The 15834-nt window shown below is 71.1% G+C and carries 13 protein-coding genes and 1 tRNA gene; 6 read left to right on the top strand and 8 right to left on the bottom strand.

Going from position 1 to position 15834, the window contains the following annotated elements:
* Positions 1 to 65: 65 nt before the first annotated feature.
* The 6 genes from HNO83_RS05445 to HNO83_RS05420 all read right to left on the bottom strand — a co-directional run bounded on the left by HNO83_RS05445 (position 66) and on the right by HNO83_RS05420 (position 7942).
* A complete protein-coding gene (locus tag HNO83_RS05445) occupies positions 66 to 2345 on the bottom strand; it encodes an exo-beta-d-1,3/1,6-glucosidase (protein WP_175336499.1) in 2280 nt (759 codons plus the stop codon).
* A complete protein-coding gene (locus HNO83_RS05440) occupies positions 2342 to 3421 on the bottom strand; it encodes an ABC transporter permease (protein WP_175336498.1) in 1080 nt (359 codons plus the stop codon). The genes HNO83_RS05445 and HNO83_RS05440 overlap by 4 nt, the downstream gene beginning before the upstream one ends.
* Before the next feature lie 3 nt (positions 3422 to 3424).
* The gene (locus HNO83_RS05435; RefSeq protein WP_502708418.1) at positions 3425 to 4546 is read right to left on the bottom strand and encodes an ABC transporter permease; all 1122 of its coding nucleotides are present in this window, start codon (positions 4544 to 4546) and stop codon (positions 3425 to 3427) included.
* A complete protein-coding gene (locus HNO83_RS05430) occupies positions 4543 to 5373 on the bottom strand; it encodes an ABC transporter ATP-binding protein (protein WP_175336497.1) in 831 nt (276 codons plus the stop codon). The genes HNO83_RS05435 and HNO83_RS05430 overlap by 4 nt, the downstream gene beginning before the upstream one ends.
* Positions 5370 to 6194 (bottom strand): ABC transporter ATP-binding protein, encoded by an 825-nt coding sequence (locus tag HNO83_RS05425; protein ID WP_175336496.1) that lies wholly within the window; start codon positions 6192 to 6194, stop codon positions 5370 to 5372. Before HNO83_RS05425 ends, HNO83_RS05430 begins: the two co-directional genes overlap by 4 nt.
* A gap of 86 nt (positions 6195 to 6280) precedes the next feature.
* On the bottom strand, positions 6281 to 7942 hold the full coding sequence (locus HNO83_RS05420) for an ABC transporter substrate-binding protein (protein ID WP_249776515.1): 1662 nt from the start codon (positions 7940 to 7942) through the stop codon (positions 6281 to 6283).
* 169 nt (positions 7943 to 8111) lie between these two features.
* On the opposite strand from HNO83_RS05420, the gene HNO83_RS05415 reads away from it, so the two are divergent.
* The 5 genes from HNO83_RS05415 (at position 8112) to HNO83_RS05395 (ending at position 13231) form a co-directional block, all read left to right on the top strand.
* A complete protein-coding gene (locus HNO83_RS05415) occupies positions 8112 to 8759 on the top strand; it encodes a TetR/AcrR family transcriptional regulator (RefSeq protein ID WP_175336494.1) in 648 nt (215 codons plus the stop codon).
* 264 nt (positions 8760 to 9023) lie between these two features.
* Positions 9024 to 9809: a DeoR/GlpR family DNA-binding transcription regulator gene (locus tag HNO83_RS05410; protein WP_175336493.1), complete on the top strand. Its 786-nt coding sequence runs from the start codon at positions 9024 to 9026 to the stop codon at positions 9807 to 9809.
* A complete protein-coding gene (locus tag HNO83_RS05405; protein ID WP_175336492.1) occupies positions 9806 to 10753 on the top strand; it encodes a 1-phosphofructokinase family hexose kinase in 948 nt (315 codons plus the stop codon). Before HNO83_RS05410 ends, HNO83_RS05405 begins: the two co-directional genes overlap by 4 nt.
* Positions 10754 to 10781: 28 nt before the next feature.
* Complete coding sequence (locus HNO83_RS05400; protein ID WP_175336491.1) at positions 10782 to 12881, top strand: PTS fructose transporter subunit IIABC; 2100 nt, start codon at positions 10782 to 10784, stop codon at positions 12879 to 12881.
* Between the two features lie 77 nt (positions 12882 to 12958).
* The gene (locus tag HNO83_RS05395) at positions 12959 to 13231 is read left to right on the top strand and encodes an HPr family phosphocarrier protein (protein WP_175336490.1); all 273 of its coding nucleotides are present in this window, start codon (positions 12959 to 12961) and stop codon (positions 13229 to 13231) included.
* Between the two features lie 5 nt (positions 13232 to 13236).
* On the opposite strand, the gene HNO83_RS05390 is transcribed toward HNO83_RS05395, so the two are convergent.
* Together HNO83_RS05390 and HNO83_RS05385 are read right to left on the bottom strand one after the other, a co-directional pair.
* Positions 13237 to 13309, bottom strand: a tRNA-Arg gene (locus HNO83_RS05390).
* Positions 13310 to 13382: 73 nt separating this feature from the next.
* On the bottom strand, positions 13383 to 13997 hold the full coding sequence (locus HNO83_RS05385; protein ID WP_175336489.1) for an iron ABC transporter ATP-binding protein: 615 nt from the start codon (positions 13995 to 13997) through the stop codon (positions 13383 to 13385).
* Positions 13998 to 14117: 120 nt separating this feature from the next.
* Between HNO83_RS05385 and argS the strand changes: the two genes are divergently transcribed.
* On the top strand, positions 14118 to 15818 hold the full coding sequence (argS, locus tag HNO83_RS05380; RefSeq protein WP_175336488.1) for an arginine--tRNA ligase: 1701 nt from the start codon (positions 14118 to 14120) through the stop codon (positions 15816 to 15818).
* Positions 15819 to 15834 lie beyond the last annotated feature (16 nt).

Below are 15834 nucleotides of genomic sequence, written 5' to 3'. Positions count from 1 at the left end.
GGCGACGATTCTACGTGCGATCCGTCGGGAGCGGGCCGCGCCCCCGGCGGGGCACGACCCGGTCCTCAGTGGGCGACGGGCCTCACGACCTCGAACGGCGCCGCCAGCAGCGACGACTCCCGCGACGAGGGTCCGACCAGCAGCTCGAACGCTCCCGGCTCGACCAGGCGCGTGCCCGCGGCATCCACGATCGTGCAGTCCGCGACCGGCAGCACGACCCGCACGCGGGCCGACTCTCCCGGCGGCAATTCCACCTGGCGGTACGCCTTCAGCTCGCGGTCCGTCCAGCTGACGCTGGTGACCGTGTCCCGCACGTACACCTGGACGGTCTCGCGGACCGGGCGCGCGCCCGTGTTCCGCACCGTCACCTCGGCCACGATCTCGTCGGCGAGGCCGAGCGCGGTGCGCTCCAGCGCGAGGTCCGAATACTCCACGGTCGTGTACGACAGGCCGTCCCCGAACGCCCACGCGGGCTGCTGGGTGAGGTCCGCGTAGCGGTCGCCGTGCTGGCCGCGCAGCTGGTTGTAGTACGTCGGCTGCTGGCCGGCGTGGCGCGCGAACGAGATCGGGAGCCGGCCCGACGGCTCGACGCGTCCGGCCAGGATCTCCGCGATCGCGGTGCCGCCGCGCATGCCGGGGCTCGCCGCCCACAGCACGGCGGCAGCCCGGGCGACCGACGGCGGCAGCACCAGCGGCTTCGACGCCATCACCACGACGACGACCGGCTTGCCCGTCTCGATCACCGCGTCGAGCAGCGCGTTCTGGCCGCCGATGAGCTCCAGCGTCGCCGTGGAGCGCCCCTCGCCGACGAGCTCGATCCGGTCGCCCACGACCGCGACCACCACATCCGACCCTTCCGCCGCAGCGACGGCTTCGTCGATCAGCTCCCGATCGGGCGGCGACGGCACCACCACGGGCGGCCGCGGCTGGCCGTCGGGGAACGTCGTGCCGCGCGGGTCGTCCTCGAGGGTCAGGATGTCGGCCCCGCGGGCGTGCCGCACCTCCCATCCCGGCAGCGCGCGCAGCCCGTCGAGCACGGTCTCGATCATCTCGCGCGGCTGGCCGTCCAGCCATCCGGCCTGGCCGGAGCCGCCGGCCCAGTCGCCCAGCTGCGTCTGGGCGTCGTCCGCGAGCGGCCCGACCACGGCCACCCGGACCGAAGGCGAGGTGAGCGGCAGCGTCCCGTCGTTCTCCAGCAGCACGATCGAGCGCCGTGCCACCTCCAGGTTGAGCGCGGCATGTTCGGCGCTCCCGACCACGGCGTCGAGATCCTGCGACGGCAGCCGCGGGTCCTCGAACAGACCGAGGTCGAACTTGAGCGTCAGGATGCGCGCGACGGCGGCGTCGAAGGCGTCCTCGTCGAGCAGGCCCTGCTCGACGGCCTCCAGCGCCCCCTCGTAGAACCCGGGCGTCGTCATCACCATGTCGTTTCCCGCGCGCACCGCCGCGGCCGCGGCGTGGGCGTAGTCGGGCTGCACCCGCTGCTCCCAGACCATGCGCCCGACGTTGTCCCAGTCGGTGATGAGCGTCCCGGTGTAGCCCCACTCGCCGCGGAGCACGTCGCTGAGCAGCCAGTCGTTCACGGTGATGGGCACGCCGTCGGTGCTCTGGTAGCCGAGCATGAACGTGCGGCAGCCCTCGCGGGCGACGCGCTCGAACGGCGGGAGGAACCAGCTGCGCAGCTTCCGCCGCGAGAGGTCGGCCTCGCTCGCGTCGCGTCCGCCCTGCGTCTCCGAGTACCCGGCGAAGTGCTTCGCCGTGGCGAGGATCGCGGTGGGGTCGTCCAGGCCGCTGCCCTGGTAGCCGCGCACCATGGCGCTGGCGAGCTCGCCGATGAGGAACGGATCCTCTCCGAAGGTCTCGCCCACGCGGCCCCAGCGCAGGTCGCGGGCGATGCAGAGCACGGGCGAGAAGGTCCAGTGCACGCCCGTCACCGCGACCTCCTCCGCGCTGGCCCGGGCGACGCGCTCGATCAGCTCGGCGTCCCACGTCGCCGCCATCCCGAGCTGGGTGGGGAAGATCGTGGCGCCGGGCCAGAAGGAGTGGCCGTGGATGCAGTCCTCGCCGACGAGCAGCGGGATGCGCAGCCGGGTCTGCGCGGTGAGCCGGTTCGCCTCCAGGATGCGCTCGGGGGAGGTGTGCAGGATCGAGCCGACGTGACGCCGCAGGACGTGGTCCTGCAGGTCGTCGCGAGCATCCAGCTGGAGCATCTGCCCCACCTTCTCCTCGACCGTCATGCGGCCGAGGAGGTCGCGGACGCGGTCGGCGGTCGGCAGGGACGGGTCCCGGTAGGGGAGCGCCTCGCCGCCGGGCGCGGCACTCGTGGACGGCAGGGTGGTTGTCATGCGGTGGTGCTCTCCGGTGCTGATCCGGCCGGACCGGCCGTGGTGGGTTCGGTGCGGACCTGGGTGACGGCGGCGTTGACGTTCATGCCCTTGCGCTTCATCGCCCTGGCGCGCTCGCCCGCCGACCGCAGGCGCGGGTTGACGTACTCGTCGATGCCGAAGTTGACGAGCGCGAGCGCCACGCCGAGCAGCGCGATGCACAGGCCGGCGGGGATGTACCACCACCAGTAGTCGGGGAACGCGTTGTTCTGCTGCGCCCAGAACAGGATGGTGCCCCAGTTCAGGTTCGACACCGGGATGACGCCGATGAACGCGAGGGTGGTGAGGCCGAGGACCGCGGCCGTCATGGTGCCGACGAAGCTCGACGCGATGATCGCCATCAGGTTGGGCAGCATCTCCACCAGGATGATGCGGTGCAGCGGCTCGCCGTTGGCCCGGGCCGCCTGGATGAAGTCCCGGTTGCGCAGCGACATCGTCTGCGCGCGCAGCACGCGGGCGCCCCACGCCCACCCGGTCAGTCCGAGGACGGCGGCGATGATCCACAGCGGCGGGTCGTCGAACTGCGACGCGACGATGATCATGAGCGGGAGGCCGGGGATGACCAGGAAGACGTTCGACAGCGCCGACAGCGACTCGCTCTTCCAGCCGCGCAGGTAGCCCGCGGTCACACCGACCACGATGGCGACGACGGTGGCCATGATCGTCGCGAGGAACCCGACCACGAGCACCCCGCGGGTGCCGTAGACGAGCTGGCTGAAGACGTCCTGCCCGATGTGGGTCGTCCCGAGCAGGTGCTGGAACGACGGCGGCTGCAGCGTCTGATCGAGGTGCTGCGCGTTCGGGTCGTACGGCGCGATCCACGGGGCGAAGATCGCGACGAGCACGAAGACGCCGAGGATGATGAGCCCGGTGGCCGACTTGCGGTTGCCGAACATGGCGAGGGACGCCTTCAGCTGCGACCAGAAGGTCGCCTTCGCGGGCGGCCGAGGGCCGACGGCGAGGACGAAGGCGGTCTCGGGGCTTCCGACGCCCGCGGGCTGCGCGAGGGTGTCCGATTCTTCGGCGGGGGTTCTCATGGTTCAGGCCTCCGTCTGACGGGTGCGGGGATCGAGGATGGCGTAGGCGATGTCCGCGACGATGTTCGCCACGAGCACGGCCAGCACCAGGACGAGGAAGATGCCCTGCATCAGCGCGTAGTCCTTCGCGTTGGTGGCGTTGAGCAGCAGCAGGCCGATCCCGGGATAGGAGAAGACCATCTCCATCACGATCGTGCCGCTGACGATGAAGCCGAGGGCGAGCGCGAAGCTCTGGATCTGCGGGAGCACCGCGTTGCGCGCGGCGTAGCGCCACAGCACCCGGCGGTCGGGCATGCCCTTCGCCTGCGCGACGGTGATGTAGTCCTCGTCGAGGACGGTGAGCATCATGTTGCGCATGCCGAGCACCCAGCCGCCGAGCGAGACGACGACGATGGTGAGCATCGGCAGCATGGCGTGCGAGACGACCTGCCCGATGAACTCCCCGTTCCAGCCGGGTTCGACGCCCAGCTCGTAGGCGTGCCCGGCAGGGAACCAGCCGAGCGTGGTGGAGAACACGGCGATGAAGATCAGGCCGAGCCAGAAGTAGGGGACGGTGCCGAGGAACGTGGTGACCGGCACGAGCACGTCGAGCCGACCGCCGCGCCGCCAGCCGATCACGGCGCCGAGGGAGGTGCCGATCACGAAGGAGACCACGGTCGCGAAGCCGACGAGGCCCAGCGTCCACGGGAGGGCCGAGGCAATGGCGTCGCCGACCGGGGCCATGCCGGTGGAGATGGAGACGCCCAGGTTGCCGTGGAGCAGCATGTTCCAGTAGTCGAGGTACTGCTGCCAGAGCGGCACCGAGTGGTCGAGGCCGAAGAGGAGCCGGAGCGCCTTCTCCGCGTCCGGGGTCAGCTGGCCCTGGCTGCGCGCCATGTACGCGTCGACCGCGTCGCCCTTCATCAGGCGGGGAAGGAAGAAGTTGATCGTGATGGCGGCCCACAGGGTGAACGCGTAGAACGCGACGCGGCCGCCGATGAACCGCCACGGGACGCGGACGCCGCGGCGCTCCGCCCGGGTCGCGGTGGTGCCGACGAGCGTCGGATCGCCTGGCTGCTCTGCGGGCGACAGGCCCGTCGCGGTCTGGCCGGTCGTGGTCTGGCCGGTCGTGGTCTGGGCGCTCACAGCGCACCTCCTGCCGTCTGCGCGGCGGCGGCCGGCTGGGCCGCCCGGGCGCCGAAGTGCTTCTCGGGGTCGGGGGACGCCGCGCGGAGCTCCCGCGTGTACGGGTCCTGGGGGCGCAGGATGACGTCGTCGGCGGTGCCGTGCTCGACGATCCTGCCCTGGTTCAGCACGATGATCTCGTCGCTGAAGTGCCGGGCCGTGGCCAGGTCGTGCGTGATGTAGAGGACGCCGAGGCCCTCCTCGCGCTGCAGGTCGGCGAGCAGGTTGAGCACGCCGAGGCGGATGGACACGTCCAGCATCGACACCGGCTCGTCCGCCACCAGCAGGGCCGGACGGGAGGCCAGGGCCCTGGCGATGGCGACGCGCTGCCGCTGGCCGCCGGAGAGCTCGTGCGGCCGGCGGTCGATGACCGCGTCCGCGTCGAGCCGGACGCGCTGCAGCAGCCGCCGCACCTCGTCGTCGACCTCGCCGCGCGGCACCACGCGGTCGAGCCGCAGCGGCCGCTCGAGGTGATGCCGGATCGAGTGCGAGGGGTTGAGGGAGGCGAACGGGTCCTGGAAGACCATCCGCAGCTGCTGGCGGTACTTCCGCAGCGCCTTCCCCGAGCGGGGGATGGGGGAGCCGTCGAGCAGCACGTCGCCGCGGGTCGGGGTCTCCAGCTGGGTGAGGATCTTCGCGATCGTCGACTTGCCGCTGCCCGACTGCCCGACCAGGCCGATGGTCTGCCGCGGGCCCAGCGTGAAGCTGACGTCGTCGAGGGCGGTCAGCTGGCCGGCGCCGCGGACGTTGTAGATCTTGGTGACGTTCCTGAACTCGAGCGTCGTCATCGGACGACCACTCCTCTCTCTCCGGTCAGTCGCGGGAACGACTCCAGGAGGGTGCGGGTGTACTCGTGCTGGGGCGCGTTCCAGATCTGCTCCGCGGGGGCGAGCTCCACGATCTCGCCCTCGCGCATGATCGCGATCCGGTCGCTGATCTCCAGCAGGAGCGGGAGGTCGTGGGTGATGAAGACGACGGAGAACCCGAAGTCGTGCCGGAGCTGCGAGATCTGCTTGAGGATCTCGCGCTGCACGAGCACGTCGAGCGCGGTCGTCGGCTCGTCCATCACCATGAGCTGGGGGCGCAGGGCGAGGGCCATCGCGATCATCACGCGCTGGCGCATCCCGCCGGAGAGCTCGTGCGGGAAGGAGCGGACGCGCTGGCCGCCGACCTTCACGATCTCCAGGAGCTCGATCACCGCCGCACGCCGCTGCGAACGGCTGAGCTCCGGCCGGTGCACCTGGAACACGTCGTCCAGCTGCGAGCCGATGGTGGCGACCGGGTTGAGGGCGTTCATCGCCCCCTGGAAGACCATGGAGATCTTGTCCCAGCGGAACCGGCGCATCTGCTCCGCGTCGAGCGCGTTGATGTCGATGTCCTCGCCGGTCTGGTCGTGGAAGACGACGCTCCCGCTGGTGATGACCGCCGGCGGCTTGAGAAGGCGCTGGACGCCGTAGGCGAGGGTGGTCTTGCCGCAGCCGCTCTCGCCGGCGAGGCCGACGATCTCGCCGCGCTTGATGTCGAGGGTGACGTTCTTGACCGCCGCGACCGGCGGATCCACGTCGTACACGACCGAGAAGTCGCGTACCGAGAGAAGGGTGTCTGTCATGAGGGCATCGCTTTCGTGCTGCACGCGGGTCGTCCGGGCCGGGCGCGAGGGGCGACTCGCGCCCGCCCCGGACGGATGGTGGCCTGCTACTTGCCCGCGGGCTTCAGGTTCATCAGCACCTGGACGGCCGACGGCTGGGTCGGGTCCGCGGTGGCGTACTGGTCCTTCTCACTCGGCCAGCCGGTGAACTTGCGGGTGTTGTACTCGGCCAGCTGCGGGTGCGTGCCGACGGCGATCGCCGGGACGTCCTCCACGAAGATCTTCTGCAGCTTGTTCAGCGCCGCCGTGCGGGCGCCGTCGTCGGACGCCTGCGCGTACTCCTTGAGCAGGGCCGTGGCCTCCGGGTTGCTGTAGCGGCCGAAGTTGTCGGACACCTTGCCGTCCGTGGCCTGGTCGAGGTAGCTCGAGTTCATGACGTCGTCGTAGATGTGCCACGGGTTCGAGCCGGAGCCGGTCCAGTGCAGAGCGGCGTCGAAGTTGCCGGACGCCATGTTGGCGAGCCAGGTGTCGGCATCCGGGGTGGCGACCTTCGCGTCGGCGCCGAGCGTGCTCTTGATCTGCGTCGCCGCCAGCTGGATGCCGGTGACGTAGTCGTTCCAGCCCTGCGGGTCCTGCAGGGTGAACGACACGGGGGAGCCCTTCGGGTCGATCAGGGCGCCGTCCTTCCAGGTGTAGCCGGCGTCGCTCAGCACCTTCTTGGCGCCGTCGACATCGATCGTGAAGGTCTGGTCCTTGTACTCGGGGGCGATGTACTGGTCGCCGGTCGGCTGCGGGATGCCGGTCACGTTGGTGAGCTCCGGTCCGGCGTTGCTCCGGGCCTTCTCGGCGTGGGCCTTGCGGTCGACCACCATGTTGACGGCCTTGCGGAACGCGACGTCGTTGAACGGCGCCTTGGTGGTGTTGACCACGATCATGTCGGGGCTCAGGACGTTGGCGCCCCAGAACACGTTGTGCTTCGGGTCCTTGTCGACGTAGTTCTTCTGGTAGTCGGTGATGAAGATCTGCGCCCAGTCGGTCTCGCCGCTCTGCAGCGCGCGGAGGAGGCCGGTGTTGTCGTTGTACTCGAGGTACTTGAGCTCGGCCACCGGGACCGCGCCGCCCCAGTAGTCGCTGCGCGACTTCAGGACGACACCCTGCGAGGAGAACGTCTTGATCGTGTACGGGCCGGTGCCGATGGCCTCCTTGACCGGGTCCTTCGTCGGGTCGGAGATGCTCTTCCACTGGTGCTCCGGGACGATCGGCACCTGGAGCACGTCGCCCTGCTTGACGAACTTGGACTCGCTGAAGGACAGGACCACGTTGTCCCCGTCCTTCTTGACGTCGCTCAGCTTGAGTCCGCCCAGGTCGAGGGCCGGTGTCGTCTTGATGAGGTTGTACGTGTAGACGATGTCGTCGGCGGTGAACGGCTTGCCGTCGTTCCACTTGACGCCCTTGCGCGGGGTCACGGTGAGCTGGGTGTAGTCGGAGTTCCACTCCACCTTCGACGCGAGCCACGGGGTGGTCTCGTTCTTGCCGACCGGGTTGACGATCGCGAGCGGTTCGTAGAGCATCCGGTCGTAGCCGAGGGACATGCCCGAGCCGGTGCCGATGAACGGGTTGTTGATCTGCGTGGCGAGGACGGCCGCGCCGTCGGGCTTCGCCACCGTGAGGGATCCGCCGCCCGCCGAGCCGCCCTTCGACGAGCCGTCGGACGAGCATCCCGTGAGTGCGATCGCGCTGACGGCGGCGACCGCCGATGCCGTGATCAAGAACTTCCTAAGCCTCATTGCTTCTCCTTCGTGACGGACACATCCGTTGTGTCCTGGTGCTGCGGGGCCGTCTGCCGACGGAACTTGCTTACTGGTCAGAAAGCACGTTGGGGTGAGGTTACTGGGTGGTAAGCTCGCACGCAAGCGGCACACCAGGGAGCGTGACGGAATGGCTGTTTCCGGCGGCAGTTCGAGCCCGCGCCCCGAGACGGAGCGCAAGCGCAAGGAGATCCTGCGGGCGGCGATCGAGACCTTCGGCACGAAGGGATCGGCGAACGGCACGCTCGCCGACATCGCCGAGCAGGTCGGCATCACGCACGCCGGGGTGCTGCACCACTTCGGGTCGAAGCAGAACCTGCTGCTCGAGGTGCTCGAGTTCCGCGATCAGGACGACGTCGCCCATCTGGCGGACCAGCACATCCCGGGCGGGCCGGCGCTGTTCGCGCACCTGGTCGGCACGGCGCAGCGCAACGCGCAGCGGCCGGGCATCGTGCAGGTGTACACCGTGCTCTCGGCCGAGTCGGTGACCGACGATCACCCCGCCAAGACGTACTTCGAGGACCGCTACCGCGTGCTGCGCCGCGAGGTCGACACCGCCTTCCGGGAGCTCTGCGAGCAGGAGGGCGTGACCGACCCGGCCGAGATCGACAAGGCGTCTGCGGCCATCCTCGCGGTCATGGACGGTCTGCAGCTGCAGTGGCTGCTCGACCCCACGGCGATCGACCTCGCCAGCGCCAGCGAGTTCGCCATCCAGGCGATCATGAACGGCGTGCTCCACCCCGGCCCCGCCGTCTCCTCCTACCAGCGCGAGGCCTGACCCCGCCCTCGCGGTGCCGCCGTTCGTGACGAACCGCTCTCGTTCGTGACGAACCGCTCTCGTTCGTGACGAATCGCCGCGTCGTCGAGTCGAGCGCGCTCCGCTGACTCGTGACGAATCGCCGCGATTCGTCACGAATCGCCGCCGTTCGTGACGAATCGCGGTGTGGCGAGGTCGACGCGAAGCCAACGAAAACAACATGAAAGCATGTTGTTTTGCGTGGGAACGTGTTGTATTGTGTTCGAAACCAAGGGAGGCCACCGCGTGTATGCAACGGAGCGTCAGGCACTGATCGAGCGACTGCTCGGCGATGAGGGCCGCGTCGCGGTCGTGGAGCTCTCCGACCGGTTCGGCGTCACCACCGAGACCGTGCGCCGCGACCTGGATGCGCTCGAGCAGGCGGGCGCGCTGCGGCGCGTGCACGGCGGCGCCGTCGCCCTGGAGCGCGGCAGCACGGCCGAGGCCTCGGTCTCGGAGCGCACCGCGCTCAACGCCGACACCAAGCAGCGGATCGCCGCGAGGGCGCTCGACGCGCTCGGCGACGGGTTCCGCGGCTCCCTCTACTTCGACGCGGGAACGACGACCGCCGCGGTCGCGCAACTCCTTCCCGCGCGGCTCGAGGCGACGCTCGGCGATGCGGAGGTCGTCACCCACTCCATCACGCTCGCCCCGGCGCTCGCCGGCGCCGAGCGCGTCGGGCTCACCGTCGTGGGCGGGCGCATCCGCGGGGTCACCGCCGCGGCCGTCGGTGCGGCCGCCGTCCGCTCGATCCAGTCGCTGCGCCCGGACATCGTCTTCGTCGGAGCCAACGGCGTCTCCGCCGCCTTCGGGCTCAGCACCCCCGACCCGGAGGAGGCCGCCGTCAAGGAGGCCATCGTCCGGGCCGCGCGCCGGGTGGTGCTGGTCGCCGACGCCAGCAAGTTCGGGCAGGAGTCGCTCGTCGCCTTCGCCGGTCTCGACGCGCTCGACGTGCTGGTCACCGACCGGGCGCCGGGCGGCGAGCTGGCCGACGCGCTCGCCGCGGCCGGCGTGGAGGTGTGGATCGCATGATCGTCACGCTGACCGCCAACCCATCGCTGGATCGCACGGTCACCCTCGCCGCCCCGCTGCGAGCGGGAGAGGTGCAGTCGGCCGCGGCGTCCCGAGAGGACGCGGGAGGCAAAGGCATCAACGTGGCCCGAGTCGTGACCGCGGCGGGCGTCCCGGCGGTCGCGGTGCTGCCGCTCGCCGCCGATGACCCCTTCGGCATCGTCCTGAACTCGGCCGGACTCGCCACCCGGCGCGTCGGCATCAAAGGCCACGCACGGGCCAACCTCACGATCGCGGATCCCGCCGGAGTGACCACCAAGCTCAACCTCCCCGGCGCCGTTCTCGAGCCGGCCGAGGCGTCCGCGCTGGTGGATGCGGTGGTCGAGGCCTGCTCCGGCGCACGCTGGCTCGTGCTCGCGGGCTCGCTTCCGCCGGGGGCCGCCGACGACTTCTACGTCACGGTGATCCGCGCGGTGCGCATCCGCTGGGGGAGCGCCGCTCCCAAGATCGCCGTCGACACGTCGGGGGAGGCGCTGCGCGCGGCCGTCTTCGACGGGCATCCCGATCTCATCAAGCCCAATGAGGACGAGCTCGCCGAGCTCGCCGGCGTCCCGCTCGACGAGGCCGACCTCCCGCAGGCGGTGCTCGCCGTCGCACGGACACTCGCGCCGGAGCACGTGGGAGCCGCCCTCGTGACCCTCGGCGCGCTCGGCTCGGTGCTCGTGACCGCCGATGGCGGCTACGTCGCCGGGGCCCCGCGCATCCGGGTCAGGAGCACCGTCGGCGCGGGCGACAGCGCGCTCGCGGGCTACCTGCTGGCCGAATCCGCCGCGGCCTCCGAGCCCGAACGGCTCGTCACCGCCGTGCGCTACGGGTCCGCCGCCGCGTCCCTGCCCGGAACGCAGGCGCCGCGCGCGGCCGACCTCCCCGGCGACGACATCCCCGTCGCCGCACTCCACCTCTGAACTCCCATCGAAAGACCCTGGAGGAACCGTGTCACCGAAGACCATCACCCCCGACCTCGTCGGCCTCGACATCGGCGAGGGCGCCGACAAGAGCGACATCATCCGCGCCCTCGCCGCCCGGGTCGCGGCCCAGGGGCGTGCGACCGACGCCGAAGCGCTGTTCGAGGACGCCTGGGCGCGCGAGCAGAAGGACGAGACCGGCCTGCCCGGCGGGATCGCCATCCCGCACGCCAAGAGCCCCGCCGTCACGGTGCCGTCGCTCGCGTTCGCGCGGCTGAAGCCCGGCGTCGACTTCGGCGCGCCGGACGGCCCTGCCGACCTCGTCTTCCTCATCGCGGCTCCCGACGACGCCGCCGAGGTGCACCTCGCGGTGCTCTCGAAGCTCGCCCGCAGCCTCATGCTCGACGAGTTCACCGCGGGCCTCCGCGCCGCGACCACGCCGGAGGAGGTCGTCGCCCTGGTCGACGAGGCGATCGGCGAGGGCGCCGCGGCCGCCGCGAAGCCGGCCGAGGCCGCAGCACCCGACGAGCCCGATCCCGCCCCGGCTGCGACCGCGGACGGCTCGACCCCCGAGGGCCTGCTCATCGACGGCCGCCCTGCCCGGATCGTCGCGGTCACCTCCTGCGCCACCGGTATCGCGCACACCTTCATGGCCGCGGATGCCCTGACCAAGGCGGGCAAGGACTCCGGGATCGACCTCGTCGTGGAGCCGCAGGGCTCCAGCGGCTACCAGGCGCTCCCGCAGAGCGTCATCGACGCGGCAGACGCGGTCATCTTCGCCAACGATGTCGACGTGCGAGAGGAGGCCCGCTTCCGCGGCAAGCCGGTCGTGCGCTCCACCGTGAAGCGCGGCATCGAGCAGCCCGACCGGCTGATCGCGGACGCCGTGGCCGTCGCCCGCGATCCGCAGGGCGCCCGTGTCACAGCGACAGGCGGCGGCTCGGCCGGCTCCGGCGCGCAGCAGCTCTCCTGGGGGCGCAACATCCAGCGCATCCTCCTTACCGGCGTCAGCTACATGATCCCGTTCGTCGCGGGCGGGGGTCTGCTGATCGCGATCAGCTTCCTGCCGTTCCTCGGCGGGTACGGGATCGCGCTGGCCCACGGCAGTTCCGGCGTCAACAACGCCGTGTACACCCTGCAGCACTACGCGATCTGGGACCTCCCGCCGCAGGGCCTCGGCTACTACCTCGGCGCGATCGCGTTCGAGATCGGGAGCGTGAGCCTCGGCTTCCTGGTGCCCGCACTCTCCGGCTACATCGCGTTCGCCATCGCCGACCGGCCCGGCATCGCGCCCGGATTCGTCGCAGGCGCGATCGCCGTGTTCATGAACGCCGGCTTCCTCGGCGGCCTGATCGGCGGACTGCTGGCCGGCTTCGCCGCCTGGCTGATCGGTCGTCCTGCGGTCCCGCGCTGGCTGCGCGGCCTGATGCCGGTGGTGATCATCCCGCTCGGCGCTTCGATCATCGCGTCGGGGTTGATGCTGCTCATCCTCGGCGCGCCCATCGCCTGGCTGATGGCGCAGCTGACCACCTTCCTCAACGGCCTCACCGGCGCCGGCGCGATCGCGCTCGGCATCATCCTGGGCCTCATGATGACCTTCGACCTGGGCGGCCCGGTCAACAAGGTGGCGTACGCGTTCGCGGTCGCAGGCCTCGCCGCGCAGACCCCGGCCAGCTTCCAGATCATGGCCACGGTGATGATCGCCGGGATGGTGCCGCCGCTCGGCATGGCGCTCGCCTCGACCGTGCTCTACCGCCGCGGCTTCACCCAGGTGGAGCGGGAGAACGGCGCGGCCGCCTGGCTGCTGGGAGCCTCGTTCATCTCCGAAGGAGCGATCCCGTTCGCTGCGGCCGACCCGCTGCGCGTCATCCCCGCGAACCTGGCGGGCGGTGCAGTCGCCGGCGCCCTCGCCATGGCTTTCGGCGTCGAGTCGCGCGCCCCGCACGGCGGCATCTTCGTCTTCTTCGCCATCGACCCGATCTGGGGCTTCCTGCTGGCGCTCGTCGCCGGAACCGTGGTCACCGCGTTCGTCGTCGTCGGCCTGAAGCGCTTCGCGGCCCCCCGCCGGGCCGCCGCCATCGCCGAGGAGGACGCCGTCGACGAGCGCATGGAGACCGCCGTCGTCTGACGGCCGGCCACCCTGCCGCCCGCACCCGACCGACCCCGCCCGACCCCGCCGGCCCCCGACCACCCGAGGAGAGAACCATGTCAGAACGTCACGCCACCGTCGCCAGCGCCTCCGGCCTGCACGCCCGCCCCGCCAAGCTGTTCGTGCAGGCGGTGCAGGAGAAGGCCATCCCGATCACGATCGCCGTCGGCGACGGGCCCCAGCTGAACGCCGCGAGCATCCTGTCGCTGATGGGCCTCGCCGCGGGCAAGGGGACCGTCGTCACCCTGCGATCGGACGCCCCGGATGCGGATGCAGCGCTCGACGAGCTGGCGGCACTGCTGGAGACGGACCTCGACGCGGTCGACTGAAAGGGTGCCCCCAGTAGGATTTGAACCTACGGCCTTCTGCTCCGGAGGCAGACGCTCTATCCCCTGAGCTATGGGGGCCAGGGTGCTCCCAGGCTAGCATCCCGCGGGCCGCGCCCGTGAATCGCGCGGCCCGCCCGGGAGGTCTCCGAGGTCAGGAGGAGGGGACGCTCTCCAGCACCTTCTCCATCAGCGGTGCCGCGTCGCCCGGCTCCTGGAACACGGTCGAGTCGGCCACGATCCAGTAGCTCCCGCGGAAGATCTGCACCTGGCCGGAGGTGCCCGGGGCGAAGTAGCCCTCGACCTGCGGCGGCACGCCGTAGGTGGGCACCGGGTTGGATGCGGTGATCGCGCTGTTCTTGAGTCCCTCGAGCGCACTGGCGGGCGGCCGGGCGACCGCGACCTGGATCACGTCGCCGCTGGTCTGGTTGAGCCAGGCGCACGCCACGCCCTGCCAGTCGGCGATCCTCTTCTCGAGCGACCCGGCCTTCGGCGCGTACCCCGGGTCGGCGGCGTAGCCCGGCACGGACGCCTGCAGCTGCTCCGGCGTGACGACCTGCTCGCAGGTCAGCCCGACCGGCGTGGGAGGGTCGGTCGGCGTCGGGGTGGCCGAGGGGACCGTCCGGGGCGTGCTCCCGCCCGTCGCGGCGGCCGTGGCCGGCCCGGCCGGCTTCGCGGCGGGGGTGCACCCGGACAGGGCGGCGGAGGCGAGGATCCCGGCGGCGGCAGCGACGGCCAGGAGCGTGGTGCGGCGGGGGGTGGTCGGCATTGCGGATCCGTCTCTCTGCTCGGCGCGCGCCGTGCGGGAGCGCGCGTCGCGACGACCCTATCAACCGTGCGCGGCCACCCCGCCCGGCGTCCACCCAGGCTCCCGGTAGAATCGTTCCTCATGACTCCCGCTGACCTCTCCGCCGCCCTTCTCGACATCGTGACGACGGTGGTCGAGCGGCGACGAGAGGCCGGCGCCGACATCCCGGAGCTGTCCCTCACGGCGGCGGATGTGCCGCTCGAGCGGCCGAAGAACCGCGACCACGGCGACTGGGCCTCCAACGTCGCCATGCGCCTGGCCAAGAAGGTCGGGGTCAACCCGCGCGAGCTCGCGGAGGAGATCGCCGCGGCCGCCTCGGGCATCGAGGGGGTGGCGTCCGCGGAGGTCGCCGGTCCCGGCTTCATCAACTTCCGGCTCGAGGCCGCCGCGGCCGGCCAGCTCGCCAAGACGATCGTGGAGCAGGCCGACGGCTACGGCCGCGGCCACACCTACGATGGCCTGCGCGTCAACCTGGAGTTCGTCTCCGCCAACCCGACCGGCCCCGTCCACATGGGCGGCGCACGCTGGGCCGCGGTGGGCGACAGCCTCGCGCGCATCCTCCAGGCCGAGGGCGCCGATGTCACCCGCGAGTACTACTTCAACGACCACGGCTCGCAGATCGATCGCTTCGCCCGCAGCCTCCTCGCCGCCTACCTCGGCGAGCCGACCCCGGAGGACGGCTACGGCGGCGCCTACATCGGCGAGATCGCCGACCGCGTCGTCGCGGCCTACGCCGAGAGCGACGGTGGCGACCTCGCCGCGCTCCCGCGCGAGCAGCAGCAGGAGGTCTTCCGCTCCATCGGCACGCAGTTGATGTTCGAGGAGATCAAGCAGCGCCTGCACTCGTTCGGCGTCGACTTCGACGTGTACTTCCATGAGGACTCGCTCCACGAGTCCGGCGCCGTGGAGCGCGCCATCGAGCGGCTGCGCGAGCAGGGCCACATCTTCGAGGCGGACGGCGCCATCTGGCTGCGCACGACGGCGTTCGGCGACGACCGCGACCGCGTGGTCATCCGCTCCAACGGCGAGCCCGCGTACATCTCCGGCGACCTCGGCTACTACCTCGACAAGCGCGAGCGCGGCTTCGAGCAGAACATCATCATGCTCGGCGCCGACCACCACGGCTACATCGGCCGCATGATGGCGATGGTGGAGGCGTTCGGCGACGTGCCGAACGTCAACCTCCAGATCCTGATCGGCCAGCTGGTCAACCTGGTGAAGGACGGCGAGCCGGTCCGGATGTCCAAGCGCGCGGGAACGATCGTCACGCTCGACGACCTCGTGGACGCGGTGGGCGTCGACGCCGCCCGTTACGCCCTGGTGCGCTCCTCGACCGACTCGCAGCTCGACATCGACCTCGACCTGCTCGCCAAGCGCAGCAACGAGAACCCGGTCTACTACGTGCAGTACGCGCATGCCCGCACCCGGTCCGTCGCGGCGAACGCCGAGAAGGCCGGTGTCGACCGGAGCGTGTTCGCGCCCGAGCTGCTGACGCACGAGACGGAGTCCGCTCTGCTCGGCGGCCTGCAGGAGTTCCCGCGCGTCGTGGCACTGTCGGCCGAGCTGCGCGAGCCGCACCGGGTCGCCCGGTACATCGAGGAGCTCGCCGGCCTGTACCACGCCTGGTACGCGGTGCGGGACGGCTCGACCCGCGTCATCCCGCACGGCGACGAGCCTGTCACCGACGTGCACCGCACTCGCCTGTGGCTGAACGATGCGACCGGCCAGGTCATCCGCAACGGCCTCGGCCTCCTCGGGGTCTCGGCCCCGGACCGGATGTAGCCGGCGGACGACGAGC

This window comes from Leifsonia sp. C5G2, assembly GCF_013359685.1.
Taxonomy (GTDB): domain Bacteria; phylum Actinomycetota; class Actinomycetes; order Actinomycetales; family Microbacteriaceae; genus Leifsonia.
The sequence above is the reverse complement of the archived record's forward strand: the minus strand, read 5'-3'. Positions and strand labels throughout refer to the sequence as shown.

What these genes read in the sequence shown, in the direction of transcription:
- HNO83_RS05445 (WP_175336499.1), bottom strand. Translation starts at nt 2,345, where the DNA reads ATGACAACCACCCTGCCGTCCACGAGTGCCGCGCCCGGCGGCGAGGCG.
- HNO83_RS05440 (WP_175336498.1), bottom strand. Translation starts at nt 3,421, where the DNA reads ATGAGAACCCCCGCCGAAGAATCGGACACCCTCGCGCAGCCCGCGGGC.
- HNO83_RS05430 (WP_175336497.1), bottom strand. Translation starts at nt 5,373, where the DNA reads ATGACGACGCTCGAGTTCAGGAACGTCACCAAGATCTACAACGTCCGC.
- HNO83_RS05425 (WP_175336496.1), bottom strand. Translation starts at nt 6,194, where the DNA reads ATGACAGACACCCTTCTCTCGGTACGCGACTTCTCGGTCGTGTACGAC.
- HNO83_RS05415 (WP_175336494.1), top strand. Translation starts at nt 8,112, where the DNA reads ATGGCTGTTTCCGGCGGCAGTTCGAGCCCGCGCCCCGAGACGGAGCGC.
- HNO83_RS05405 (WP_175336492.1), top strand. Translation starts at nt 9,806, where the DNA reads ATGATCGTCACGCTGACCGCCAACCCATCGCTGGATCGCACGGTCACC.
- HNO83_RS05395 (WP_175336490.1), top strand. Translation starts at nt 12,959, where the DNA reads ATGTCAGAACGTCACGCCACCGTCGCCAGCGCCTCCGGCCTGCACGCC.
- HNO83_RS05385 (WP_175336489.1), bottom strand. Translation starts at nt 13,997, where the DNA reads ATGCCGACCACCCCCCGCCGCACCACGCTCCTGGCCGTCGCTGCCGCC.
- argS (WP_175336488.1), top strand. Translation starts at nt 14,118, where the DNA reads ATGACTCCCGCTGACCTCTCCGCCGCCCTTCTCGACATCGTGACGACG.